This window comes from Arthrobacter sp. 05T444, assembly GCF_056395905.1.
In genome coordinates, this window is record NZ_JBFTKK010000014.1 from 52,975 (window position 1) to 76,585 (window position 23,611).

The 23,611-nt window shown below is 67.8% G+C and carries 20 protein-coding genes and 2 riboswitches; of the genes, 10 read left to right on the forward strand and 10 right to left on the reverse strand.

What is annotated here, in order from left to right:
• Positions 1 to 7: 7 nt before the first annotated feature.
• On the reverse strand, positions 8 to 553 hold the full coding sequence (locus AC1DD3_RS14205; protein WP_230119186.1) for a heme-degrading domain-containing protein: 546 nt from the start codon (positions 551 to 553) through the stop codon (positions 8 to 10).
• 168 nt (positions 554 to 721) lie between these two features.
• A riboswitch (TPP riboswitch) is annotated at positions 722 to 865 on the forward strand.
• A 71-nt stretch (positions 866 to 936) separates the two neighbouring features.
• On the opposite strand from AC1DD3_RS14205, the gene AC1DD3_RS14210 reads away from it, so the two are divergent.
• From AC1DD3_RS14210 to AC1DD3_RS14220, 3 genes are read left to right on the forward strand one after another with little or no spacing between them, the layout of a single operon-like run.
• Positions 937 to 1,557, forward strand: coding sequence for an ECF transporter S component (locus AC1DD3_RS14210; RefSeq protein ID WP_230119187.1), 621 nt, complete (start codon positions 937 to 939; stop codon positions 1,555 to 1,557).
• On the forward strand, positions 1,557 to 3,206 hold the full coding sequence (locus AC1DD3_RS14215; RefSeq protein ID WP_230119188.1) for an ABC transporter ATP-binding protein: 1,650 nt from the start codon (positions 1,557 to 1,559) through the stop codon (positions 3,204 to 3,206). The genes AC1DD3_RS14210 and AC1DD3_RS14215 overlap by 1 nt, the downstream gene beginning before the upstream one ends.
• Positions 3,203 to 4,006: an energy-coupling factor transporter transmembrane component T family protein gene (locus tag AC1DD3_RS14220; protein ID WP_230119189.1), complete on the forward strand. Its 804-nt coding sequence runs from the start codon at positions 3,203 to 3,205 to the stop codon at positions 4,004 to 4,006. The genes AC1DD3_RS14215 and AC1DD3_RS14220 overlap by 4 nt, the downstream gene beginning before the upstream one ends.
• A gap of 21 nt (positions 4,007 to 4,027) precedes the next feature.
• On the opposite strand, the gene AC1DD3_RS14225 is transcribed toward AC1DD3_RS14220, so the two are convergent.
• Positions 4,028 to 4,558: a GNAT family N-acetyltransferase gene (locus AC1DD3_RS14225; RefSeq protein ID WP_230119190.1), complete on the reverse strand. Its 531-nt coding sequence runs from the start codon at positions 4,556 to 4,558 to the stop codon at positions 4,028 to 4,030.
• A 120-nt stretch (positions 4,559 to 4,678) separates the two neighbouring features.
• Positions 4,679 to 5,635, reverse strand: a complete 957-nt coding sequence (locus AC1DD3_RS14230) for a glycoside hydrolase family 25 domain-containing protein (RefSeq protein ID WP_230119191.1) — start codon at positions 5,633 to 5,635, stop codon at positions 4,679 to 4,681.
• 246 nt (positions 5,636 to 5,881) lie between these two features.
• Here AC1DD3_RS14230 and AC1DD3_RS14235 point away from each other — a divergent pair, with 246 nt between their 5' ends.
• The 3 genes from AC1DD3_RS14235 to AC1DD3_RS14245 all read left to right on the forward strand — a co-directional run bounded on the left by AC1DD3_RS14235 (position 5,882) and on the right by AC1DD3_RS14245 (position 9,589).
• The gene (locus AC1DD3_RS14235; protein WP_230119192.1) at positions 5,882 to 7,405 is read left to right on the forward strand and encodes a UDP-N-acetylglucosamine 1-carboxyvinyltransferase; all 1,524 of its coding nucleotides are present in this window, start codon (positions 5,882 to 5,884) and stop codon (positions 7,403 to 7,405) included.
• 164 nt (positions 7,406 to 7,569) lie between these two features.
• Positions 7,570 to 8,802 (forward strand): glutamate--cysteine ligase 2, encoded by a 1,233-nt coding sequence (locus tag AC1DD3_RS14240; protein WP_230119193.1) that lies wholly within the window; start codon positions 7,570 to 7,572, stop codon positions 8,800 to 8,802.
• A 127-nt stretch (positions 8,803 to 8,929) separates the two neighbouring features.
• The gene (locus AC1DD3_RS14245) at positions 8,930 to 9,589 is read left to right on the forward strand and encodes an aspartate/glutamate racemase family protein (RefSeq protein WP_230119194.1); all 660 of its coding nucleotides are present in this window, start codon (positions 8,930 to 8,932) and stop codon (positions 9,587 to 9,589) included.
• A gap of 7 nt (positions 9,590 to 9,596) precedes the next feature.
• On the opposite strand, the gene AC1DD3_RS14250 is transcribed toward AC1DD3_RS14245, so the two are convergent.
• Positions 9,597 to 12,152: an AMP-binding protein gene (locus AC1DD3_RS14250; RefSeq protein WP_476882011.1), complete on the reverse strand. Its 2,556-nt coding sequence runs from the start codon at positions 12,150 to 12,152 to the stop codon at positions 9,597 to 9,599.
• Positions 12,153 to 12,235: 83 nt separating this feature from the next.
• On the reverse strand, positions 12,236 to 14,128 hold the full coding sequence (locus tag AC1DD3_RS14255; protein WP_476881969.1) for a transketolase: 1,893 nt from the start codon (positions 14,126 to 14,128) through the stop codon (positions 12,236 to 12,238).
• A gap of 182 nt (positions 14,129 to 14,310) precedes the next feature.
• On the opposite strand from AC1DD3_RS14255, the gene AC1DD3_RS14260 reads away from it, so the two are divergent.
• Positions 14,311 to 14,496, forward strand: a complete 186-nt coding sequence (locus tag AC1DD3_RS14260; RefSeq protein ID WP_230119196.1) for a hypothetical protein — start codon at positions 14,311 to 14,313, stop codon at positions 14,494 to 14,496.
• Between the two features lie 21 nt (positions 14,497 to 14,517).
• Here the strand turns inward: AC1DD3_RS14260 and AC1DD3_RS14265 are convergent, their stop codons facing one another.
• From AC1DD3_RS14265 to AC1DD3_RS14275, 3 genes are read right to left on the reverse strand one after another with little or no spacing between them, the layout of a single operon-like run.
• Entirely contained in the window at positions 14,518 to 15,726 is a 1,209-nt protein-coding gene (locus tag AC1DD3_RS14265; protein WP_230119197.1) for an O-succinylhomoserine sulfhydrylase, read from the reverse strand.
• Positions 15,727 to 16,146, reverse strand: a complete 420-nt coding sequence (locus tag AC1DD3_RS14270) for a rhodanese-like domain-containing protein (RefSeq protein WP_230119198.1) — start codon at positions 16,144 to 16,146, stop codon at positions 15,727 to 15,729.
• Positions 16,143 to 16,451, reverse strand: coding sequence for a DUF1737 domain-containing protein (locus tag AC1DD3_RS14275; RefSeq protein ID WP_230119199.1), 309 nt, complete (start codon positions 16,449 to 16,451; stop codon positions 16,143 to 16,145). The genes AC1DD3_RS14270 and AC1DD3_RS14275 overlap by 4 nt, the downstream gene beginning before the upstream one ends.
• A 13-nt stretch (positions 16,452 to 16,464) precedes the next feature.
• Positions 16,465 to 16,580, reverse strand: a riboswitch (SAM riboswitch).
• A gap of 187 nt (positions 16,581 to 16,767) precedes the next feature.
• Here AC1DD3_RS14275 and AC1DD3_RS14280 point away from each other — a divergent pair.
• The 3 genes from AC1DD3_RS14280 to AC1DD3_RS14290 are packed head-to-tail and all read left to right on the forward strand — an operon-like array spanning position 16,768 to position 20,769.
• Positions 16,768 to 18,063 carry an NtaA/DmoA family FMN-dependent monooxygenase gene (locus AC1DD3_RS14280; protein ID WP_476881970.1) on the forward strand — a complete coding sequence of 432 codons (1,296 nt, stop codon included), beginning with the start codon at positions 16,768 to 16,770 and terminating at the stop codon, positions 18,061 to 18,063.
• A gap of 4 nt (positions 18,064 to 18,067) precedes the next feature.
• Positions 18,068 to 19,723, forward strand: coding sequence for an aromatic amino acid ammonia-lyase (locus tag AC1DD3_RS14285; protein ID WP_230119201.1), 1,656 nt, complete (start codon positions 18,068 to 18,070; stop codon positions 19,721 to 19,723).
• Positions 19,720 to 20,769, forward strand: coding sequence for a PLP-dependent cysteine synthase family protein (locus AC1DD3_RS14290; RefSeq protein ID WP_230119202.1), 1,050 nt, complete (start codon positions 19,720 to 19,722; stop codon positions 20,767 to 20,769). Before AC1DD3_RS14285 ends, AC1DD3_RS14290 begins: the two co-directional genes overlap by 4 nt.
• A 44-nt stretch (positions 20,770 to 20,813) precedes the next feature.
• Here AC1DD3_RS14290 and AC1DD3_RS14295 read toward each other — a convergent pair whose 3' ends face one another.
• Positions 20,814 to 21,821, reverse strand: coding sequence for an EAL domain-containing protein (locus AC1DD3_RS14295; RefSeq protein ID WP_230119203.1), 1,008 nt, complete (start codon positions 21,819 to 21,821; stop codon positions 20,814 to 20,816).
• Between the two features lie 254 nt (positions 21,822 to 22,075).
• A complete protein-coding gene (locus AC1DD3_RS14300; protein WP_230119204.1) occupies positions 22,076 to 23,584 on the reverse strand; it encodes an FAD-dependent oxidoreductase in 1,509 nt (502 codons plus the stop codon).
• Positions 23,585 to 23,611 lie beyond the last annotated feature (27 nt).

Sequence of the window (23,611 nt, forward strand, 5' to 3'; positions counted from 1 at the left end):
ACTGCCCCTAGCCTAGCCGCATGGACGCATGGATTTCCCGAAGTGCCCGCACCACCAGATCGTGGTCGGCCTTCTGCGGCAACCCTGAGACCGTCACCGTGGCTACCGCACCCACGCCTTCCACGTAAATGGGGAATGAGCCGCCGTGGGCGGCATACCTGGACTGGTCAAACCAGGCGTTGTCCTCGATGCGGCCCCCGCCGAGTCGGCCGCGCAGTCCCACGAGCAGGGACGGTTCCTCGTAGCGTGCTGCGGTCCGCTGCTTGGCCTTGACCCAGTGCTCGTTGTCCGGGGTGGCACCCTCCAGTGCCACATGGAACAGCACGTGTTCGCCCTTGGTGATGTCGACGGCGATGGGCAGGTTGCCGATCTTGCCGAGCTCAACCAGCAGGAGGCCGAGGTTGAGGGCGTCGTCCCTGCCGAACCGGGGAAACTGCAGCTCGGTGATTTCCGCTTCGATGCTGGCGATCAGGGCTGCCAGAGCGCCCGCCGGCTGCTCGGCGGCGGAGTCGGGGTCAAAAGCGGCTTGGCTGCCGTGATCCTGTTGCGTCATGGCCCCAATGTACTCCGCGCTGTCCTCGCGCCGCCCCGTCCCAGGCAGCCTCTGTTCGCCGCCCTCTGGCGCCTCCGCGCACTTCCCGGATACCTCCCGGATTGTGACCGCGGCGCCGGTCTTCCGCGGCCGTCCCGGTGTAAACTGGATCAGCCCACAAGGGCAGATTTATTACGACAGGGGAGCGCCGCCGTCGGGCATCACTGGCAACTGCCAGCGAAACCGAGGATGGGCGCTGAGAGTGCGGACCGCCGCAGACCCTCGAACCTGATCCGGCTAGTACCGGCGCAAGGGAGTCGAGTTCTCAAAGTGTCCGGCAGCAGGCAAACCAACCGCCAGCAGCCGGGGAGCGCTTTCCCCTCCTGTTCCTCAGGAGGACCATCATGACAACTGCAACAATCAAGAAGACCGGCTACAACTGGCGCGTGGCTGACATCGTGGTGGCGGCACTGATCGCGGTCGCCGGCGGCGTGATCTTCTGGGCCTGGTCCCAGGGCGCCAACCTAATCTCCGCCCCCGTCAACGCCGTGTACCCGCCCCTCTCCGGCCTCTACGCCGGCGGCTGGATGATTCCGGCGGTGCTCGGCATGCTCATCGTCCGCAAGCCGGGTGCGGCACTGTTCTGCGAAGCCGTCGCCGCCACGGGCGAGCTGATCATGGGCTCCCAGTACGGCACCACGGTGCTGATCTCGGGCATCCTGCAGGGCCTGGGTGCGGAGCTCGTGTTCGCCGCCTTCATGTACAAGAAATTCAACCTCCCCGCTTCGCTGCTGGCCGGCGCGGGTGCGGGCCTGTTCTGCGGCCTGAATGACTCCTTCGCTCCGTGGGGCTGGAACATTGCGTACGCCGCTGGGGACAAGCTCGCGTATATCGTGTTCTGCGCCATTTCCGGCGCGGTCATCGCCGGCGTGCTGTCCTGGATCGCTACCCGCGGCCTGGCCAGGACGGGCGTGCTGAGCTCGTTCGCGTCCCGCAAGGCAGCCACGGAGCCCGTCTTCTCCTGATGCCCGCACATTACGACGGCGGCGTCCGCCCAGCCGCGGTCACCGCCCGCGGCTGGGGCTGGCGCCACGCGGGACGGTCCAGGCCCGCCGTCAACGCGCTGGACCTGGACATCCGGCCGGGGGAGCGGGTCCTGTTGCTGGGACCTTCCGGCGCCGGCAAGTCCACGCTGCTTCACGCCCTCGCCGGGGTTCTGGGTGACGGCACCTCGGGAAACAGCGCAGCCGGCGACGGCGGCCTTGCCGACAGCGACGACGCGGACGAGACCGGCAGCCTGCTGATTGCCGGCGAACCGCCGCGCGCGCGGCGCGGCCGCGCCGGCCTCATGCAGCAGGACCCCGAAACGCAGGTGGTCCTCTCCCGCCTCGGCGACGACGTAGCGTTCGGTGCCGAAAACCTCTCCGTGCCCCGCGACGAAATCTGGACCCGCGTCCACGAGGCACTGGACGACGTCGGGCTCGCGCACCTTCCGCTGGACCACGCGACGTCGGCCCTGTCCGGCGGGCAGAAACAGCGCCTTGCGCTGGCCGGCATCCTGGCGATGCGGCCGGGGCTCATCCTGCTGGACGAGCCGACCGCCAATCTCGACCCGGCAGGCGTGCTGGAAGTCCGCGACGCCGTGGGCCGCTGCCTCGACAAGACGGGCGCCACGCTGGTGGTCGTGGAGCACCGGGTAGCCGTATGGAAGGACCTGGTAGACCGGATCGTGGTGCTGCAGCCTGGATCCGGCACGCAGCCGGCGGTGCTGATCGACGGTACGCCGGACCAGGTTCTTGAACAAGCGCGCGAGATGCTCATTGCCGCCGGGGTCTGGGTTCCCGGATATGTCCCGGCCGCGCGGCAGCGGACTCTTGCCGGAACCTCGGCTGAAGTCACGGGCCAGCTGCTGCTCGCCGCAGAGGGCCTGGCCGTCTCACGCGAGCGGCCACGCCGCCGCGGCTTCAGGTCCGTTCCGCCCGTGCCTGTCCAGCGGGACATCACGGCCCAGGTCCGCGCCGGCGAAGCGCTGACCATTACCGGGCCCAACGGCGCCGGGAAATCCACGTTTGCCCTGACGCTCGCCGGCCTGATCCCGCCCGTTGACGGCAAGGTGTCCGCCACCGTGGAACTGAGCCGCGGCGCCGGGATCGACCCGTACAAGTGGCGGGCCGAGCAGCTGATCGCGAGGATCGGCACCGTGTTCCAGGAACCCGAGCACCAGTTCGTCACGGGCAGGGTCCTGGACGAGCTGCAGTTCGGCCCGCGGCACATGGGCCACGGGGAAGAGCGCGTTGACGAGCTGCTGGAGCGGCTTCGCCTGACCGGTCTCGTGGACGCCAACCCGTACACGCTTTCCGGCGGGGAAAAGCGCAGGCTTTCCGTGGCCACGGTGCTCGCGGCCCATCCCCAGGTCCTGATCCTGGACGAGCCGACGTTCGGCCAGGATGCAAACACCTGGGCCGAGCTCGCCTCCTTCCTGTCCGAACTGCTCGACGCCGGCACCGCCGTGGTTTCCGTGACGCACGACCAGGAATTCACGCATGTGTTGGGCGGGACCGAGTTCAGGCTCGCCCCCCGGGGACTGGGTCAGCCGGGCACGGCTCAGCCGGGCACGGCTCAGCCGGGCACGGGCGGGCACGCCCTCGGCGCACCGGAACAGGCCCCGACATGAGGGACGCGCTGAGCCTTTCCGGAAACCAGGCGCTGCTGACCCGGGCCAACCCGCTGGCCAAATTCGCCGCCGTCTTCCTCATCACCCTTGTTCTGGCCCTGTCCATCGACTGGATGTCCGCGTCCGTGGCGCTGGCCTGCGAACTGCTGCTTTTCCCGCTCGCCGGCCTGACGTTCACGCTGCTCTGGCAGCGCGGCTGGCCGCTGATTGTCGCTGCCGCCGTGGGCGGCTGGAGCACGTCCATCCTGTCGCCGGACAGCGGGAAGGTACTGCTCGACGTCGGCATCTGGTCCATGAGCGAAGGTTCCCTCCAGCTGGGGCTGGGTTTCCTGCTCCGCGGCCTCGCGATTGCTTTGCCAGCGGTGCTGCTGATGAGCTGCACGGACCCCACCGACCTCGCCGATTCGTTGGCGCAGAAGGGCCGCCTGCCGCACCGGTTCGTGCTGGGCACGCTCGCGGCCATGCGACTCGTGGGGCTCATGGCGGAGGAATGGCAGACCATCGGCATGGCCCGGCGCGCCCGCGGCGTGGGGTCCCGGGGCAACCCGTGGCAGCGGCTGCGCGCCACCTTGGGGCAGAGCTTCGGCCTGCTGGTCCAGGCCATCCGGCGCGCGACCCGCCTCGCCGTCACCATGGAGGCGCGCGGCTTCGGCGGGGCCACACGGACGTGGGCCCGCGAATCGACCTACAGCCGCTTGGATATCTGGGTGCTGCTCGGCGGAGCGGTGATCGCGGCTGGCGCCGTGGTTGCTGCCGTATGGGCCGGGACCTGGAACATGGTGTGGCTCGAAGGGTCCTAGGTGTAGTTGGCCAGCGCCGGACTACCTTGTCATCCGCAGTTCGACGAGTCCTTCCCAGTCTTCAATGGCTTCCTTCGTTCCGTTGAACTCGAAGCCGTTGCGGCGGTAGAAGGCCTGGGCCCTGGGGTTGTCCTGGGCCACCCACAGGGCTGCGGGCTCGGCTCCGAGCGTTGCATCAAGAAGCCGTTGGCCCAGCCCGGAACCGTGGTGGGCTTTCAGCACGTAGATGCCCCAGAGCTCAGCCCTGCCGTCGGAACGTGCGTCAGCGGAGCCTGCCGCCGGCGGAAGCGGGCCGGGCGGAAGTAGGCGCGGCGGAAGTGAGCCGGCAAATCCCACCAGCCGTCCGCCGACGTCTGCAACGAATTGGCGCCCGGCGTGGGCGCCGTTCAGTAGCCGGAGCCACATGGCCAGCCGCTCGTCCACGCTCTGCCTGGCAAAAAAGTCGGGGGACAGCAGTCCCGAGTAGGTCTCTCGCCAGCACTCGAGCTGGAGTTGGGCGAGGATTTCCGCGTCTTCGATGGTGGCGGTCCGGATGGTGTCGGTGTGGCGCATGGCCCGAGTCTAACCATGGGGCAGGGCCTAACCACGGGGCAGGGCCTAACTACAGGGCAGGGCCTAACCACGGGTCAGGCCGGGGCTCCGGAGGCCTCCCGCCGTGCCTGGGCGTCCGGGTCAGATGCAGGAGTAGTCGTAGTCGAAGCCCTTGGAGACGAACTGGGTGAGGATGACCCGGCCGCCGGCGGTGAGGGGCGCGGCCGAGCAGTTGCCCTTGGCCCCGCTGGCCGTGCGGGCGCCGGGGAGCCAGCTGGGGAGGTTGTAGAGGTTGCTGCCGGGGCTGACCTGGCCAACGATCTGTCCCCACTGGACACCGGTGGAATAGATGCCCACGTCCGCGTCGATGCTGTGGAAGAAGTCCGTCATGCCCTCAAGGTCTGCCCTGTTGGCGTCTTTGTTGCCGGACCAGCTGTTGCCCGTTTCCACATCCAGCCACCACAGATAGTCCTCCGGATTAGTGATGCTGCGGAGGTAGGCGTCATCGAAGGCCTTGGCATATCCGTACATGTAGGCGCACGGGACATCCACCTGCCCCTTGCACTCGCCGTAGGGGTTCGGCACGGTCTTGCCACCATAGTTGTTGCTTGTGGGCCACCAGGATCCGGCACTGCCGGGGTTGGCGGTGTTGATGTAGAGGGCCACGCCCGGCTGTCCGGTCAGATCGGAAGAGATGTCATCTGCCCAGTCCAATTGCTGATGCAGGCACGGGTTGGTGGTGTTGGCCAGTCCGTTGTTGACGCCGACGATTGCGAACGCCGGGTCCTTGGGCAGGGCCTTGTTGCACTGCGGCCAGGACACGTCGTTGCCGAGCAGCATGGTGCCGCCTGCCGAGGGCTGGGGCGCGGACGGTTGCGCCAGAGTCGACGGGGCCGCGGGCTGGGCTGGAGCAGCCGGGGCGGTGGCGGACGCCGCGGCCGTAGGCTGAATGATGGAGGACTCCGGGGGAGTGCCATCGTCCAGGCGGGGGCCCGGCACGAAGCCCACCGCCGTGGCTACCACGAAGGAGAGAAATGCGGTGGCCTGCTGCCTGGAGGGGCGCTTCTCGCCGAACACCGCGGAGTTGAAAATGGACAAGGCGGCCTCCCGTTCCCTTAACTGGCCGCAACCGGTAGCGTTAGCTTGCTCCCGATGGCTTCCCGGGTCAAGGCCAGCGGCTGTGTCGGTCCGCCGCCTCGCCAGACCTGGTGGCCTGCGCCTCGCTGCCTGCTGCCGGTAGCCCAACCCGCTCTCGTTATCGCACAGGGCGGGTAAATTCTGGAATTCAACGGGCACCGGCCCGACTTTGCCGCCAAAATACATCATTTGTGATATTTTTTTGTTATGACACAACAGACTGCTGAACACGTTGGACTCATGCTCCGCGACGCCCGCGGGCAGAAGGGCTGGACCCAGGGGCAGCTCGCCGCGGAACTCGGAACCAGCCAAAGCGCCGTCGCCCGAATGGAGCAGGGCAAGCAGAATCTGAGCCTGAAAATGATCCAGCGGCTTGAGGCGATATTCGGCCAGAGCATCGTAAAGCTCGGCAAGTCCCAGATGACCCACCTCCGCGTGGAAGGCGGCCGGACACTCTCTGGCTCCGTTGACGTCAACACCAGTAAGAACGCCGGCGTCGCACTGCTTTGCGCCAGCCTTATCAACCGCGGCACCACCACACTGCGCCGGCTGGCCCGGATCGAGGAGGTCAACCGGATCGTCGAGGTGCTCGTGAGCATCGGCGTCGAATGCATCTGGCTCAACGACAACGATCTCCAGCTCCGCCGGCCCGCCGTGCTGGACCTGGAGTCCATGGACGTTGAGGCCGCCCGCCGCACCCGCAGCGTGATCATGCTCCTCGGCCCGCTGCTGGACGAAACGGCACAGTATCGGCTGCCGTACGCCGGCGGATGTGACCTTGGCACCCGCACAGTGGAGCCGCACATGCAGGCGCTGCGCCAGTTCGGGCTTTCGGTGGAGGCCACCGCGGGCTTCTACACGGTGCAGGCGCCGACGTCGGACGCTCTTGACCGTTCCTTCGTGCTCACCGAGCGCGGAGACACCGTCACCGAAAATGCCATCATGGCCGCCGCCCACCGGGGCGGCACCACCATCATCCGCAACGCCAGCCCCAACTACATGGTGCAGGACCTCTGCTTCTATCTGCAGAGGCTGGGAGTGGAGATCGACGGCGTCGGAACCACCACGCTGAAGATCACCGGCAAGCCGTCCATCGACGTCGACATTGAATACTTCCCCTCCGAGGACCCCATCGAGGCGATGAGCCTCATCACCGCCGGTATTGTGACGAATTCCGAGGTGACCATCCGCCGCGTGCCCATCGAGTTCATGGAAATCGAGCTGGCCACGCTGGAGCAGATGGGCCAGAAGCTCGAAGTTTCGGGAGAGTACATGGCCCGCAACGGCCGCACCCGGCTGGTGGATGTGACCACCAAGCCCTCTGAGCTGCGGGCGCCGGAAGACAAGATCCACCCGATGCCGTTCCCGGGGCTGAACATCGACAACCTGCCGTTCTTCGCCGTGATTGCCGGCAACGCCGAGGGCCAGACAATGATCCACGACTGGGTCTACGAGAACCGCGCCATCTACCTCACGGAGCTGAACAAGCTGGGGGCCCGGGTGCAGTTGCTGGACCCGCACCGGATCTACGTCAACGGCCCCACCCGGTGGCGTGCCGCGGAGATCGGCTGCCCGCCTGCCCTCCGCCCGGCGGCGTGCCTGCTGCTCGCCATGCTTGCGGCGCGGGGCGTGTCTGAGCTGCGCAACATCTACGTCATTGAGCGCGGCTACGAGGACCTGGCCGAGCGGCTCAACACCATCGGCGCCAAGATCGAGTATTTCCAGGACTAGGTTTTCCCAGCACCAACAGAGCGCGAGCGGAGGCTTGAGGCCCTCCGCAGAGCGCGAGCGGACACTTCCGCCCCTCGGGCCAGCCTGCCGCAGGGCCCCCAGTGATCGTTCGCGCTTTTCGTCATGTCAGGGACGTTTCGGCTGGTCTGACGGACAATGTACGCATGCGGACTTTTGGGGTCGAGGAAGAACTGCTGATCGTGGACCCGGGCAGCGGGGAGCCATTGGCGCTCGCTGATGCGCTGCTCTCCGGCCGGAAGCTCGCGGCCGACGACGCCCCGGACAAACCGCGGCTGCTGCAGAAGCAGACCAGACCCGCTTGCGACGACGGGATGGGCTTGAGTGCCGAGCTCAAGCTCGAACAGATCGAGACCCAGACCCGGCCGTGCCTGGATTATGAGGAACTGCTCCGCCAGATACGCGCGGGCCGGGCGATGGCCGATGAGGCCGCCCAGCGGCACGGCGCACGGGTCGCGGCGCTCGCAACCTCCCCTTTGTCCCTCGCAAGCCACACGACGCCGGACCCGCGGTACGCCCGGATGCTCGAGCGCTTCGGCCTGACCGCCCAGGAGCAGCTGACCTGCGGCTTCCACGTCCACACCTTCATCGAATCCCAGGATGAAGGCGTGGCGGTCCTGGACAGGATCCGGGACAAGCTGGCCGTCCTGATCGCGCTCAGCGCCAACTCCCCCTTCTGGCAGGGCGTGGAAACCGGGTTCGAGAGCTACCGTACCCAGGCCTGGAACCGCTGGCCGACATCTGGCCCCACCGCCATTTACGGGAGCCTGTCGGCGTACCGGCGGGTGGTGACCCGCCTGCTGGACAGCGGGGTGCTGCTGGATGAGGGCATGGTCTACTTCGACGCGCGGCTGTCCCGGAACCACCCCACGGTGGAGGTCAGGGTGGCCGACGTCTGCCTCCGGGCCGAGGACGCCGCACTGATCGCCGTCCTGGTCCGGGCGCTGGTGGAGTCCGCCAGCAGGGAATGGCACCAAGGCGTGGAGCCGGCCCCGGTTCCCACGGTGCTGCTGCGCATGGCGGCGTGGCAGGCCAGTAATTTCGGCCTCCGCGGCGAGCTGCTGGACTTCGGCAGCTTCCGGCCCGCGCCCGCCGCGGAGGTGGTGCGCTCGCTCGTGGATTTCCTGGAACCGGTGCTCACCGAGAACGGCGAAATCGACCTGGTGCGGCAAGGGGTCGAGGAGATCCTCTCCCGCGGCACCGGCGCTGCAGAACAGCGCTGCGTCCGGGAGACTGTGATGGAGAAAGCCGCGCCCGACGACGGCGGGCTGGGCGCCGTCGTCGCGCACGCCGTGCGGGCCACGCTGCGGGGGACGGTCGGCTATGCCGACGCGGAAGCAGAGCCCGTGCCGGAGCTGCTGCGGGTCCGCCAGTCCTGACCTCCTATCTGAAGCGCGCCCCGGACATGCGCTGAGTGGCGGGGAGGTTTCCGATGGTCATTTCCCGGCAAACCGCACGAAATATTGTCTGGCTAGGGTGGAAGCACAAGATCCACTCGGGGAAGGCATGACCATGCGTGTAGGTGTCATCCGGGCTTTGACGACGTCAGACCGGCGTCTGCTCAACTCCCACGGAAAGCTGCTGCAGGAATCTTTCGGCTTCGAGGTGACGTCGCGCTGCATTCCGGCCCAGCCGTCGGGCGTCTACGACGCAGAGTCGCTTCGGCTGGCCGTTCCTAAGGTTGTGGAACTGGCGCTCGAAATGGCGGGTGAGGTTGACGCCCTGATTGTCAGCTGCGCCGCGGACCCGGGACTGGCCGAGGTGCGCGCCCTGCTGGATATTCCGGTGGTCGGGGCCGGCTCGTCGGCTGCCGCCGCCGCGCTTACGTTCGGCGGGCGGGTGGGCGTGCTGGGCCTGAAGCACTCGGTTCCCGGACCCATTTCCGACGCCCTCGGCGACCGCATGCTGCTGATCGACGGGCCGGAGGGCGTGGAAACGTCCGAGGGGTTCCTCATGCCGACGGGTATTTTCGATTCCCTCGCTGCGGCCCACATGCTGGTGGATGCCGGTGCTGACGTCATCGTTGAGGCGAGCACCGGCCTGACGAGCATCGGCATGGCGGATGTCTTGCGCCGCAGGCTGGGCATACCCGTTATCGATCCCGTTGTGGCTGCCGGTTCCATGCTCGTCTCTGCGGTGGCGGCCCGGGAGCTGCAGGCAGTCTAAGGGCTTGCTAAGCACCCATCGTGGACGCCTTCGCGCCCGCCACGGCTGACCGGGCCGTCCTCCTGTGTGCCTTCCACCGGTTTGCCGAGCTGGCAACCCGCGTGCACAGGGCCCAGTAGGCCAACCCTGCGGCAAGCGAGGCGGTGACGGCCAGCGCGGGGCTGATCCCGGCCAGCGGCGGAAAGACCAGCCAGTGGACCAAGTAGGCGTACAGAGAAGCGCTGGCCAGCACCACCGTCAGGCGGCGGAGGCCCGTCGGCACAGGAATGGCCGGCAGCCACACCAGCACGAGTATCCCGATGAGGAGTGTTGCTTCCCGGTTCGCGTTGTCGAAGAACCCGGGAACAGTCAGCGCTGCAATGGCCGACACGGCGCAGCGGTGGCCCAGGTTCCGGGACCGCGCAATCGCCCAGCCCAGTGCGAAGAGCCAGAGTGCCGGCGCTGTGTGTGGCACTCCGGGGTCGATAATCCCGAAGCGGGTGAGAAGCCCGACGCCGGTCAATGCCAAGGGGAAGAGCAGGGGGAAGCGCCGCTCGGCACGGCTTGCCCACGGGATGGCGAGCAGGGCGGTCATGCCGACGAGCAGATAGACGAGCACCTCGATGAACCAGAAGTGCCACCGCGTGGTCACGGCCTCGGGCCCGATGATGGCGTTGAGGAGCACCACGTTGGCAGGACTGTATCTGTCCGTGATCAGGTACGCTGCACCGATGAAGGCCATGCTCGGCACCGCCACCTTGGCCGCGCTCCTGAGCTGCCGCCGCAGGCGGGGGAGCCGTTCCCCCGAGAGCTGGAAACGCGCAAAGTTGTAGCCCGCCACGGCCATGAGAACGTGGGCCGTCCCTTGCAGGCTGAACAAGCCGACGTGAGTGCTGACGATGCAGACGATCGCGGCCGCCCTGAGGACGATGCTGGTTTCCAATGGTGCGAAGAACCGCCGCAGCTTCCGGACTGGCACATCCTCGCGGCGCGGTTCCAGATCGCGGACGGGCGTCAGATGCCAGTCCGCCGGAAGACGCCCCAGAGCCTGCTCGAGCCTGACGGATGCCGCCACATAGGACAGGGAATCGCCGCCAAGCGAGACGAAGGTGTCGCTGTCGGAGATGTCCGCACGCTCCAGGGTGTCCTCGAAAATCCTTCTGACGTTGTCCGGCCCCGTTGCGGCGGCGGGCCCCGATGCCGGCTCCGCCGGCTTGGAACCGGAAAGGGCGAGAACTGCCGGGTAGTCCAGCTTGCCGGTGGCCAGGCGCGGGAGATGTTCGACGGCGTGCACCTCGAGGGCCGCCCGCGGCAGCCCGATACCCTGCGCGAGGACCTTGCTGAGCAGCCGCGGGTCGTGCTCGCCCTCGACGGCGACGACGAGTCCCTGGTCCGTTCCCGCACTGGCCGCCTGCACCCCGAGGTCCGCGAGCATCCGTTCCACCTGACCGAGGTCCACGCGCAGTCCCACGATCTTGACGAACCGGCTGCGCCGGCCCACCACCTCGTAAACTCCGGCGGGATGCTGCCTGGCGAGGTCGCCGGTGCGTAGCTCATGGATGGTCCGGCCCGCTGCGAGATCGTCCGGGCTGCCGGCATAGCCCAGCATGACGTTCGGGCCTGTGTAGACGAGCTCCCCGTCGTCCAGCCCTGGGACAGGATCGATGCGGAAGCTCCCGCCGGGCACCGGGGTCCCTATGGCGCCGGGAAACGTGCTGGCGAGTTCCGCGGGCAGGTAGGACATCCTGGCGGTGGCCTCCGTCTGGCCGTACATCACGAATAAATCCCAGCCGTTGCGGCGTCCCAGCTCCGCGTAGCAGCGCACGTTCTCCGGGGCCAGGCGGCCGCCGGCCTGGGTGACGTAGCGAAGGAGGGGCAGGTCCATGTCCGCGAACCCTACCCGTTCCAAAAGTTCAAAGGTGTAGGGAACGGCCGCGAAGGACGTCGCCGCCTGGCTTCGGAACAGGTCCCAGAAGCACGGGTCAACGACGGAGAGGTCAGTGAGCACCAGGCCGGCGCCGCGGAGCAGGTGGCTGTTGATCACGGACAGCCCGTAGCAGTACGACATGGGCAGCGTTGTTGCCGCGCGGTCGTGCGGACCGATGCCGAGGTAGTCGGCAATGGACTCGGCGTTGGACTGCAGATTCTGGTGTGAGAGCCGGACGAGCTTGGGGGAGCCGGTGGAGCCTGACGTGCTGAGCAGGAGGGCAAGATCCGGATGCAGTTGGTGCCGCGTCCCGGGCCGGCGTTCCTCCAGGACGGTCTGCCCGTTCGCGGACCTCAGGATGACGTCGGGATCGTAGGCCGCCACGAGGGACTCCAGGGCAGCCGGTTTGTCCTCCGGAAGAAGGATCAGCGGATGGCCGGAGGTCAGCGCCGCCAGGTAGGCGACGAGCGAGTCGAGGTCGTTGGCGGCGGCCAGCGCCACGAGGCGCCGCTCGGTGCCGAGCCGGAGGGCAAGGGCATCGACGCGGTCCGCCAGGTCCCGATAGGTCAGGGCTTGTCCGTCGGTGAGGATGGCGGGCCTGTCCCCGTGGCTCGCAAGATCCGCGGCAAAGGACGCCCGCGCGAAATCTAGCTGCATGGTCACCCGGACGATGATATTAGCCAAGCCTTACCTAAGTAAAACTGTGACGGGTCTTGTTACGTCGCCTGAAATGTGTCGCTTCAGGCTCCTACAAGGCTGCGGGCGGCTGCGGTGATGTGGCGGGCGGAGATGCCGGCGGCGTCGAGCAATTCCTGGGGTTTGCCGGACGTGGGCAGTGACCTGACGGCAAGCAGGACGGTGTGGAGTTCGGGGGTGTCTGTGCCGGCGAGGGCTTCGAGCACGGCGGATCCGATGCCGCCTTCGGGGTAGTGGTCTTCTGCGACGACGATCCGGCCGCCGGTCTCGAGGCAGGTCCGGCGCAGGGTCTCCGCGTCGATGGGTTTGATGGAGTAGAGGTCGATGACGCGGGCTTTGATCCCGGCTTCGGCCAGTTGCCCCGCCGCCATGAGGCATTCGTGCAGCGTGACCCCGGCACCGATGAGCGCCACGGCGTCATTGGGGCCCGCGCGGTGGACTTTGCATCCGCCGAGCGGGAATTTTTCGTCTGGCCCGTAGATGACCGGGTAGGCGCCGCGGGTGGCGCGAAGGTAGGAGATTCCGGCGGTGTCCGCCATGGTCTGGACGAGTTGGGCGGTGGAGGGGGCGTCGGCGGGGTAGAGCACGGTGGAGGTGTGCACGGCCCGCATGGCAGCGATGTCCTCCAGTGCCATTTGCGACGGGCCGTCCTGGCCGATTTCGACGCCGGCGTGGGTGCCAACCAGCCGGATGCTGGCCTGGGAGACGCCGGCCATCCGAATGAAGTCGAAGGGCCGGGATATCAGGAACGCGGCGAAACTGGCCGCGAACGCCACGTAGCCGCGGACCGAGAGCCCGACGGCGGAGGCGATGAGCTGCTGTTCGGCGATAAACATTTCGAAGTACCGTTCCCGGGCAGCGTCCTCGAATTCACCGGCGTGGGTCGAGTTTCCCACTTCGCCGTCCAGAACGACGGTTTCGGGACGCGCGGCCAGCGCGGATACAGCGGCACCAAAGGCGGCCCGGGTCGCCACCTCGTCGCCCACCTCCCAGCGGGGCAGGCGGACAGATGCCAGGGGGTTGGCGGTGATGGCGGGTGTGCCCGGTTCGGGCAGAGCCGTGGTTATCCGCAGGCTGCCGGGCCCGCCGAGGGCTGCCACGGCGCGTTCGGCCATGTCCTTCGGAAGGGCTTTGCCGTGCCAGCCGTTCTGGTCTTCGATTTCGGGCACGCCTTTGCCCTTAATGGTTTTCGCCAGAATGACGGTCGGCTGGTCGGGATTGGAGCGCGCGCGGGTGAGTGCGTCGTCGATCGCGGCAAGATCGTGGCCGTCGATGACGAGGGCGTCGGCCCCGAAGGCTTCCACGCGCCGGGCGTACCGGTCCATGTCCCATTGGAGTTCCGTGGGCCCGTCCTGGCCCAGGCGGTTGACGTCCACGACGGCTGTGAGGTTGCCGAGCTTGTAGTAGGCGGCCTTGTCCAGGGCCTCCCACATGGACCCTTCGGCCAGTTCGCTGTCCCCGCACAGCACCCACGTCTGGTACCGGAGCCGGTCCAGGTACCGTCCGGCCAGTGCCACGCCCACCGCGGCCGGCAGGCCCTGGCCCAATGATCCGGTGGCCACATCAACCCAGGGCAGGACCGGTGTGGGGTGGCCTTGCAGGCGGCCGCCGAACTGCCGGTAGGTATTGATCAGTTCGTCCTCATCGACCACGCCCACCGCCCGGTACATGGAGTACAGCAGCGGGGAGGCGTGGCCCTTGGAAAAAATGAGGTGGTCATTGGCAGGCAGCGATGGCTGGTCCCAGTCATAGCGGAGGTGCCGCTCGAGCAGGACGGCCATGAGATCCGCAGCCGACAATGATGAGGTGGGATGGCCGGACCCGGCCTGTGTGCTGCACCGGATGGAGTCCACCCGCAGTTGAGCGGCCAGGCTCCCGATGACGCCGGCCTGTGCTGCGGTCATCGGCGCCGGGGCCAGTCCCTGATGTTCGGTCATCGCAAATCACCTTTCGCCGGCTCAAAGGCGCCCTCGTGTCCGGAACGCCTATACCTGTCATACCCGCAAGCCAGTGCCTGCGGAAGACGTGAGTTGTCCGCCACCGCCCATAGACGTGTGTGAGGGGTGGCTGTGTGGTGGCGGCCGGTAGTAAAGTCAGCCCACCAATCAAGGAGGCTCCCATGGCTATGCAAGTCCACCACGTAGCCCAGCTCGACCGGGACGTGGCGCACGAAGTCACCCAATGGCTGAAGTACCTCAAGGGCCAGGTGACAAGCGTTCAGTTCCTCACCACCACCATTCCTGATCCCAAGAACCCGGAGAAGTGGCGGGTGCAGTACGAGGCCTACATCACCTACCAGCAGTAGGCTTCAGGGCTGCAAACTCACTCAGATCTGCTTGAGCGCCTGCTCCAGGTCCGCGATCAGGTCTTCCGGATCCTCCAGGCCCACCGACAGCCGCACCACACCGTCGCTGAGCCCGATGGCTGCACGGCCTTCCGGGCCCATGGCGCGGTGCGTCGTGGTGGCCGGGTGGGTGATGAGGGACTTGGCGTCGCCCAGGTTGTTGGAGATGTCGATGATCTTCAGCGCGTCCAGCAGCGCGAAGGCGGCTTCCTTGCCGGACCGGCCGCCCGACGTCGCGAGTTCCAGTGTGAGCACGGTGCCGCCGGCCTTCATCTGCTTTGCGGCCAGCTCGTACTGCGGGTGGGACTTCAGCAGCGGGTACTTGACCCAGCTGACGGCGGGATGTTCTTCAAGCCATTCGGCCAGGCGCAGTGCGGTGGCCGAGGAGTGGTTTACGCGCAGCGCCATGGTCTCCAGGCCCTTCGTGAGCACCCAGGCGTTGAACGCGGAGAGTGCGGGCCCGGTGTGGCGCATGAGCTGTTTGACCGGCCCGTCGATGAATTCCTTGGTGCCGAGGATGGCGCCGCCCAGCACGCGGCCCTGGCCGTCGATGTGCTTGGTGCCGGAGTAGACGATCACGTCCGCGCCGAGGTCGCCGCAGCGCTGCAGCAGGGGTGTGGCAAAGACGTTGTCGACCACGACGGTGGCGCCGGCCGCATGGGCCAGTCCGCTGACGGCGGCGATGTCTACGATCTCCTGCATCGGGTTGGACGGCGACTCGAAGAAGACGGCGGCGGTGGGCTCCGAAAGGGCAGCGCGCCACTGCTCAAGGTCCGGTCCGTCCACGAAGACCGTCTCCACGCCCCAGCGCGGCAGGATTTCGTTCAGGATCACAAAGCAGGAGCCGAACAGCGAGCGGGCGGCCACCACACGGTCCCCGGCACCCAGCAGGGCACCCAGGGCGGTGAATACCGCCGACATGCCGGACGCCGTCGCAAAGCACGCCTCGGTGCCCTCGAGCAGGCGGAGGCGTTCCTGGAAGGTGGCCACGGACGGGTTGCCGTAGCGGGAGTAGACGAAGCGTTCGTCCTCGCCTGTGAAGGCCCGCTCGGCCGCGGCAGCGGACTCGTACACGAAGCCCGAGGTCAGGAAGATGGGTTCGGTGGTTTCCTGGAAGTTGGTGCGGTCCAGCCCGCCGCGGACGGCCTGGGTTTCGGGGCTCCAGCCGGCGGCATCTTGATTGAAGGTCACTTAGTTCTTTCCCAGGTTCGTTGGGAGGCCGCGGTTCTTCCAGCCGTTGACGGTGCGCTCGCCGTAACGGTCCGGTTCGCCTTCAAAGCCTTCGAGGACGTTATACGAGGTGAAGCCCGCCTGGGTCGCTGCGACGGCGGCCGCGATGGAGCGCTGGCCGGACCGGCAGAGGAAAACGAGCTCCGTGGAGGTGTCCGCCGGAGCCTGCTGCTTCAGCTGCTCGATGAATGCAGGGTTGGGGATGCCGCCCGGGAAGGTCCACTGGATGAACAGCGGGTCATTCCGCTGATCGTTTGCGGTTGCGGTTTCCGGGATGCCGATGTGGGCCCATTCGCCCTCGGTGCGGACGTCCACCAGGATGGCGCCGTCTTCGAGTTTGGCCCATGCCTCCTGCGGCGTGAGGTCTCCCGCGTAGCTCATGCGTGGCCCTCGAATGCTTCGGCGTTGAGGTCATCGTCCGAGTCCAGCCGGTCCACGGCGGTGGCCACCGCTGCGTCGGCCGTGGCGATGGCGGCGGGCAGGATCACGGCCTGCGCCACGATCACGTCCCTGCCGTTGAAGGCGGCTGCGGGGCTGCCGTGCAGCACATACCCCTCCGCCAGGGCAGCGGAGATGCGTTCACAGAAGTCGCGGTTGTCCGGCCCCGTGATGAGGCGGTAGGACAGCTTTTTCTCAGGTTTGTCCTGCTGGGACGGCAGGGTGTCGCCGGCGGGGGCGTCCGACATGACGGATCTCCTTCTCTCACGCTTGCAGCTCGAAGTGGTCGATATGCCGAGTATTCACCTGAGGCACCCCGCCGCGAAAGGGAGGGTTGCCGACCGGCCAGTCAGGGCTTGGCGCCGGTTCTCATTACTCCCCAAAAACGTAACACCGACGACGGCGGCTGGCACCGCCGCCGTCGTCATGTTCCGTAACGCTCGACGCCGGTTGCTTCGGTTACAAAGCCGCTGGCCGGGGGGATAATGACGGGAGATGAACCACCGTAACGCCGGATGAAACCAGGCAACAGTGAACGCGTCGAACGCCAATACAGTCAGTCCCATGCTGCATTTTGGATGGTTTGTGGGCCACGGCTTTGGTGTGCAGGGCTGGGGGACGCCGGGCTACGGCATCGGCTACGACTGGAAGAAGCCCTCGCTGTACCAGCATGCCGTGCGGGAGTTCGAGCGGGCGGGCCTTGACCTGTTCATCATCGAGGACTCCCTCACCGTCCCGGACACCTACGGCGGCAGCGCGGAGGTGAGCCTGGCGCAGGCATCCTTCGCGCCGAAGCACGATCCGCTGGCCCTCGTGCCGTACCTGCTGTCCGCCACCGAGCACCTGGGGATCGTGCCGACTGTCAGTGCCTCGTTCTATCCGCCGTTCACCGCGGCCCGGCTGCTGGCCACGCTCCAGCACTTCTCCAGCGGGCAGCTGGGCTGGAACGTGGTGACGTCCGGCAGCGACCTCGCCGCCCAGAACTACGGCCTGGACCAGCAGATCGAGCACGACCTCCGCTACGAGAAGGCCGAGGAGTTCGTGGACGTGGTCCGGAAGCTTTGGCGGAGCTGGGACGGGGACGCCATCGTGGAGGACGCCCAGGGCGGCGTCTTCGCTGACCACACCAAGGTCCGGCCCATCCACCACGCCGGCGAGTTCTTCAAGGTCCGGGGTCCGCTGAACACGGCACCCCTGCCGGAGGAGCCCGTGCTGGTGCAGGCCGGGGCTTCCCCGCGCGGCAAGGCGTTCGCCGGTGGCAATGCCGACGTCGCCATTGCGCTGGCCCGCGGAGCCGACGGCATGAAGGCGTACCGCGACTCCATCCGCTCCGAGGCGGCCGCCGCCGGCCGGAACCCGGACGACGTCAAGGTGCTGTTCGTGCTCAAACCCACTGTGGTGGGCTCCAAAGCAGAGGCGGAGGACTTGCGTGCCGCGCGGAAGGAACTCACGCAGCGGGACATCGACAGCCAGCTCAACTCGATCTCATACCTGTCCGTCATCGACTTCAAACAGTTCGACCTGGACGAGCCCTTGCCGGACCTCACCACCAACAGCAACCAGGGAACGCTGGAGCACTTCTCCAAGGCTGCCCCGCCGGGCTCGACCCTCCGTGAAGTCCTGCAGGCCCGGAGCGGCGGCGCGGGGGACAGCATCGTCGGCACAGCCGAGGAAATCGCGGACCACCTTGAGGAAACGGGCGCCGCGGTGGGCGGGGACGGCTTCCTCTTCTCCGGCTTCGTTGACCCGGCCACTGTCCACGGGGTGCTGGACAAACTCGCGCCGGTGCTCCGGCGCCGGGGACTGCTGCGGACGAGCTACGGTGACGGCGGGTTCCGCCGGAACCTGCTGGATTTTTAGTGCCATGGCCGGAGTCAGAGCGTCCGGGGGCCTTTTGCCGGGAGTCCGGAGGGGCAGCTTCCTGATCGGAACGGCGCACCTCCGCGCCGCCGACGTCGCGCAGGCCGCCGCTGATCCGTCAGTGGAAGTCGTCCTGAGTGCGGAAGCAACGGAGCTCATGGGGCTGTCCCGCGACGTGGTCCAGGCTGCCATCGATTCCGGCCACAGGGTCTATGGGCTCAATACGCTGCTGGGATCGGGCCGGGACACGGCTGTGGAGGAGGAGTCCATCCTTGCCTACCAGGTTCAGGTGGTCCGCTACCACCACAGCGGCGTGGGGGCGCTGCTCGCGCCGGATGAAGTGCGCGCCGTCATGCTCGCGAGGCTCGTCGGTTTCACCCGCGGCGGCTCGGGCGTCCGCCCCGAAATAGCCAGATTCTATGCCGAACTGCTCAACCGGGGAGTGGTTCCTGCCGTTCCACGCGACGGTTCCGTGGGCTCCTCTGACCTGACGCAGCTGGCCGCGGTGGCCGCCGTCGCCATCGGCGAGGGGCAGGCGCTGGCCCCCGACGGCAGTCTGGTGGCCGGTGCCGCTGCGCTCGCCGAGGCCGGCCTTGAGCCGCTGGTCCTGGCCCCTGGCGAGGCACTGGCGCTGGTCAGCGCCAACTCCTACTCAATCGGCGCCGGCGCGCTCGAGCTCGGCCGGCTCCTGCGGTTTGCCGACCTCGCGGATACCGCTCTGGCCCTGTCGCTGGAGGCAACCGCAAGGTACGACGGCGGCGGGAACCTCAGCCCGTTTTCGCCGGCCGTGCAGTCGGCCAAGGCGGTGGACGGCCAAAGAATCTCGGCCGCCAATGTCCGGCGGCTGGTGCGCGGCGGCTGGCTGGAGGACCCACGGCGTGAAGCCTCGGTGCAGGATGCCTTGTCCTTCCGTGCCGCGCCGCAGACGCACGGAGCCTTCCGCGCCCAGATCACCGCCCTTGCCGATGCGCTCGAGGTGGAGCTCAACGGCCGGGGCGACAACCCGCTGACGGATGTGGTCGCCGGCCGGATGGTTTCCGGCGGGAACTTCCAGCCGATGCAGCTGGCGCTGGCCTTCGAAGCCCTGCGCCTGGGACTGGCGCACGTGGGCATCAGCAGTGAACGGCGGATCGCCAAGCTCTACCCGCCGCAGCGGCTCATCCGGCAGCTGAACCTGGCGGCGGCCCGCAGCGGCACGGCCCTGGCGTCCGAGGAACTGCCGGGCCTGCTCTGGTATTCGGCCGCGGGGATGGCGGCCGAACTGAAGTTCCTCGCGGCGCCTGCAACACTGGGCGCCCCCACGCTGTCCGCCGATGTGGAGGACCACTCGACGCTGGCCCCGCTGGCGCTCCAGCAGCTGGAGCGCTCGGTGGAGGTCGCCGGCAGACTCCTCACGATCGAGGCGCTGACGGCCGCCTATCTGCTGGCGGAAGCGCAGTCAGCGCACACCCGCGGGAGCGAGTCCGCGGATGAGGTGCGGCCGCTCGGCAAGGGGACCGGCGTCGTCGTCGTCCTTTTATCAAAGCTGCTGGCCGAGCAGCTGCCGGCGGCAGCCCTAGTGGAGCGGGGACGGGACGAACTGGGGGAACTGCTGGCGGTGCTCCCGGAGCTGCGACTCCCGCCGCCGGGTGACGTGGACGGGTCGGGAGGAGAAACATGAGCACCATGACAGGCAGGCACGAGCCGCCACGGCATGCGGCGCCAGTCGTGGATCTGGGGGCAGACGCCGGGTCCGTGCTGGCGAAGGTGGGCAACACGCCGCTGGTGCCCCTGCCCGTGCTGAGCCGGGGCCTTGGCAGCACGGTTTTCGCCAAGCTGGAATCGGAGAACCCGGGCGGGTCCATCAAGGACCGGACGGCCCTGAGCATGGTCCGCGCGGCCGAGCGCAGCGGCGAGCTGCAGCCCGGCGGCACGATTGTGGAGAGCACGTCAGGGAACACCGGGATCGGGCTGGCCCTGATCGGAGCCCTCACCGGGCATCCAGTGGTGGTGGTGACAGGCGAGTCCATCTCCACGGAAAAACTTGAGGCGCTGCGGCGCTATGGTGCACAGGTCCTGTTCACGGACTGGAGCGCCCCGTCGGATTCGCCGGCAAATGCGAGGGCGGTTGCTGCCCGCATCACCGCCGAAACCCCGGGCGCGTGGCGGCCGCTGCAGTTCGACAATCCAGCCAACCCGCGGGCGCACTACGACGGGACGGCCCCGGAAATCTGGGAGCAGACGGCTGGAAGGATCACGCACTTCGTGGCGGGGGTCGGCACCGGGGGCACCATCACGGGGAACGGCCGGTACCTGAAAGAGAAGTCCGCCGGCCACGTGGAGGTGATCGGCGCCGATCCGTACGGCTCGGTCTACAGCGGCGGTCACCCCGGACAGATCCTGGTGGACGGCGTGGGCAACTCCTGGCCCAGGCCCGACTGGCCGAAGGTCTTTGACCGCGGCCTCCTGGACCGGTTTCTCCGGATCCCGAACGACGAGGTGTACACCACGCTGCACCGGCTGCTCAATGAGGAGGGCCTGTCCCTGGGACCGTCCTCGGGGCTGACCGTGGCCGCAGCACTCCGCGTGGCGCGGGCGGCGCCGCGCGGGTCAGTGGTGGTGGCGATAGCTCCGGACACCGGCAGCAATTACCTGAGCAAGGCCTTTAATCCTGTGTGGCTGGCGGACAACCACATCCATCTGGCCGCGGACCTGGCAGAGGAGTAGTTCCCCGGCCCGCATCTGCTTGCATCAGGAAGCGGGGCCCTTTGTCAGGAAGCGGGGCCGCTCGCGGCGGACTCGCGTTCAGACTCTGTCCAGGCGTTCCAGTCCAGCGGGTGCACCGACGGCCGGCCCAGGAGATAACCCTGCGCCGCAACGATGCCGAGCTCGGTGACCGCAGCGAGTTCGGCCAGGGTTTCGACGCCCTGTACCGCGAAGGCGGCACCGATGTGACTGGCGAGTTCGGCCATGGCGGCGACTCGGGTCCGCTGTCCCTCCGAGCGATCGATGTCCGCGATGAACCCGCGGTCCAGCTTGATGATATCGGGGTGGAGTTCCAGGACCTGGTCCATGGAGGTGAATCCGGCGCCGGCGCCGTCCACGGCAATCTGCAGTCCGCGGCGGCGGAGCGGTGCCAGGGCTGCGGTCAGCGACTGGTACTGGTCTCGGGGGACTGCGCCGTTCAGCTCGATGACGATCCGGTCGAGGGCCAGCTGGGAATGCTCCAGCAAACCCTGGATCCGGGGATCCATGCACGTGGCCGGCGTGAGGTTCAGCGCGATGAAGAGGTGCGCGGGGACCGTCTGGGCTGCGGTGAGTGCCCGGAGCAGGGCGGCGATTTCGAGATCGGTACCAAGACCAACGGATTCTGCCTCGGTGAACCAGTGGTCGGCGCTGGCGCCGTCATCGCTGACGAACCGGGTGAGGGCCTCGACGCCGATCACGTTCCCGGCCGGAAGGCTGCGGATCGGCTGGAAGGCCGTCATGAGCATCTTGTCGCCAAGGACGGCTTCGATCCGGTTCCTGCTGCGCCGCGTGAATGGAACCGGGACAGGCTCGGCTGCCCGGATTGGCACAACTTCGGCCCCTTCATCCTCGCTGTTGGTGATCGCTGTGGTCGCAGTGAGGTGCTGGAGGAGCGCACGTTCGGGGTGATCGGGATGCGCCGCCACCAGCTCGCGGAGTTTGCTGCGGGTCCAGTCGCTCTCAGGATCGGACTCCGCCAGCAGGACGTCGATAATTTCCTGGGCCTGCCAGCGCACAGTTATTTCACCCACTTCACCTGGCAAGGCTGCCTGGGCCCCCCGGCCCTCGGTGGGTAGTGAGTTTGTCAATGAAGGAAGGGAGGTTTCATCCCTGGACATCGGCTATTCCTTTATGGATACTCGCTCCGGCTGAGCCCGGAACCGGGCCCTGCTCCGCTGCATCCCTGCGGGATGTGGCGGGCGGGCCGTTCTAGAAGCGTACAACGGCTGTGAGCGACTTGTCTGCTTTATTCAGTACCCACATTTCACGTGCAACTTTACGCGCATCAGGGCAGCGGCCTTGGGCGGAGGTCCTTCGCGGCCGGGCCTTGGATGACGGCGCCGTCGATGGCGAACCGGGAACCGTGGCAGGGGCAGTCCCAGCTCACGTCCTCCGCGTTGAACCCGACGGTGCAGCCGAGGTGGGTGCAGACAGCCGAGACGGCCTGAACCCTCCCCGCGGGGTCGGTATAGACAGCTGTCAGCTCTCCGTCCAGGTCAACCACCGTTCCTGCTCCGGGCGCAGGGATTGCGAGGTAGGGCTGGACAGCCGGCCCGGGAGCCGCACTGTCCGGCGGGGCGTCCTCCGCCCGGGATTGTGCCGCCGCCGTCATGGGCGTGGGCCGGCTGCTGTCAAACATCGCCGCCCAGGGGTTGTGCCGGCCGCAGAGGGCGTCCGTGAGGATGAGCGCAGCGGCGGTGCCGTTGGTCAGGCCCCATTTGCGCAGCCCGGTGATCACGTGGACGTGCTTGGCGTCGGGGAACAGGGGGCCGACGTAAGGCAACCCGTCCACGGGCATGGCGTCCTGGGTGGACCAGCGGTAGGCGGCCTCGCCGGCTCCGAGGCGCTCGCGGGAGAAGGACGCCAGCCGGGCATACCGCGGGGCGGAGTCGCCGCCGTCGGACACCCGGTGCCCCTCACCTCCGGTGAGCACGTAACTGGCGCCATCGACGTCGACGGTCAGGATGGAGCGCATCGGCTCGTCAACGCTGATGAAGGTGGCATCCAGGGTTGGCCCGCCGGCGCGGCTGGCGACGATGTAGGAGCGGTGCGGGTAACACCGCGCGTCGAAGGATCCCCGGTCCCCGAACGGCACATTCGTGGCCACGATGACGTCCCTTGCCCGGACGGAACCTTGCTCGGTGTCCACCACGGCCGGCCCGCCGTCCCGGAGGCCCACGGCCCGGGTCTCCTCGAACACGAAGCTGCCGTCGCCGTCGACCGCGTCGGCGAGGCCCTGAAGGTACTTGAGTGCGTGGAGCTGCGCCTGGCCGTCGAAGCGGACGGCGCCCCGTACTGGAAAGGGCAACGGAACATCGGTGGTGAAGGAAGACGGCAGGCCGAGCCCGGCAGCGAGGTCGGCTTCTGTCCTGACCAGGTCCAGGGCCGCCTGCGATTCTGCGTAGGTGTAGTTGGCCACGCGCCGGAAGCCGCAGTCGATGCGTTCCTCCGACACTGTGCGGGCTATGTGCTCGAGCGCGGCCTGGTTGGCCTGCCCGTAGGTGCGCGCGGTGGCGTTACCGTGGCTTTCAGCGAGTTCGGAGTACACGAGCCGGTGCAGCGACGTGACTTTGCCGGTGGTGTGGCCCGTGACTCCGGTGCCCACCCGCGCCGCCTCGATGACCGCGACGGTCTGGCCGGCACGCTTGAGGGCCAACGCCGCCGTCAGCCCAGCCACGCCGCCGCCGATCACCGCAACATCGACCTCGACGTCGGCAACCAGCTGCGGATAGCCGGTGGTTCCGGCGGTCGCCACCCAGAGGGACACCGGCTTGCCTTCGGTCCGCTCAGTCACGGCCCCACCTTTCCTCGGGCGGGGCCT

Excerpts from the sequence above, each read along its gene's own strand:
- AC1DD3_RS14205 (WP_230119186.1), bottom strand. The coding sequence starts at position 553 with ATGACGCAACAGGATCACGGCAGCCAAGCCGCTTTTGACCCCGACTCC.
- AC1DD3_RS14210 (WP_230119187.1), top strand. The coding sequence starts at position 937 with ATGACAACTGCAACAATCAAGAAGACCGGCTACAACTGGCGCGTGGCT.
- AC1DD3_RS14215 (WP_230119188.1), top strand. The coding sequence starts at position 1,557 with ATGCCCGCACATTACGACGGCGGCGTCCGCCCAGCCGCGGTCACCGCC.
- AC1DD3_RS14220 (WP_230119189.1), top strand. The coding sequence starts at position 3,203 with ATGAGGGACGCGCTGAGCCTTTCCGGAAACCAGGCGCTGCTGACCCGG.
- AC1DD3_RS14225 (WP_230119190.1), bottom strand. The coding sequence starts at position 4,558 with ATGCGCCACACCGACACCATCCGGACCGCCACCATCGAAGACGCGGAA.
- AC1DD3_RS14235 (WP_230119192.1), top strand. The coding sequence starts at position 5,882 with ATGACACAACAGACTGCTGAACACGTTGGACTCATGCTCCGCGACGCC.
- AC1DD3_RS14240 (WP_230119193.1), top strand. The coding sequence starts at position 7,570 with ATGCGGACTTTTGGGGTCGAGGAAGAACTGCTGATCGTGGACCCGGGC.
- AC1DD3_RS14245 (WP_230119194.1), top strand. The coding sequence starts at position 8,930 with ATGACCATGCGTGTAGGTGTCATCCGGGCTTTGACGACGTCAGACCGG.
- AC1DD3_RS14250 (WP_476882011.1), bottom strand. The coding sequence starts at position 12,152 with ATGCAGCTAGATTTCGCGCGGGCGTCCTTTGCCGCGGATCTTGCGAGC.
- AC1DD3_RS14255 (WP_476881969.1), bottom strand. The coding sequence starts at position 14,128 with ATGACCGAACATCAGGGACTGGCCCCGGCGCCGATGACCGCAGCACAG.
- AC1DD3_RS14260 (WP_230119196.1), top strand. The coding sequence starts at position 14,311 with ATGGCTATGCAAGTCCACCACGTAGCCCAGCTCGACCGGGACGTGGCG.
- AC1DD3_RS14270 (WP_230119198.1), bottom strand. The coding sequence starts at position 16,146 with ATGAGCTACGCGGGAGACCTCACGCCGCAGGAGGCATGGGCCAAACTC.
- AC1DD3_RS14275 (WP_230119199.1), bottom strand. The coding sequence starts at position 16,451 with ATGTCGGACGCCCCCGCCGGCGACACCCTGCCGTCCCAGCAGGACAAA.
- AC1DD3_RS14280 (WP_476881970.1), top strand. The coding sequence starts at position 16,768 with ATGCTGCATTTTGGATGGTTTGTGGGCCACGGCTTTGGTGTGCAGGGC.
- AC1DD3_RS14285 (WP_230119201.1), top strand. The coding sequence starts at position 18,068 with ATGGCCGGAGTCAGAGCGTCCGGGGGCCTTTTGCCGGGAGTCCGGAGG.
- AC1DD3_RS14290 (WP_230119202.1), top strand. The coding sequence starts at position 19,720 with ATGAGCACCATGACAGGCAGGCACGAGCCGCCACGGCATGCGGCGCCA.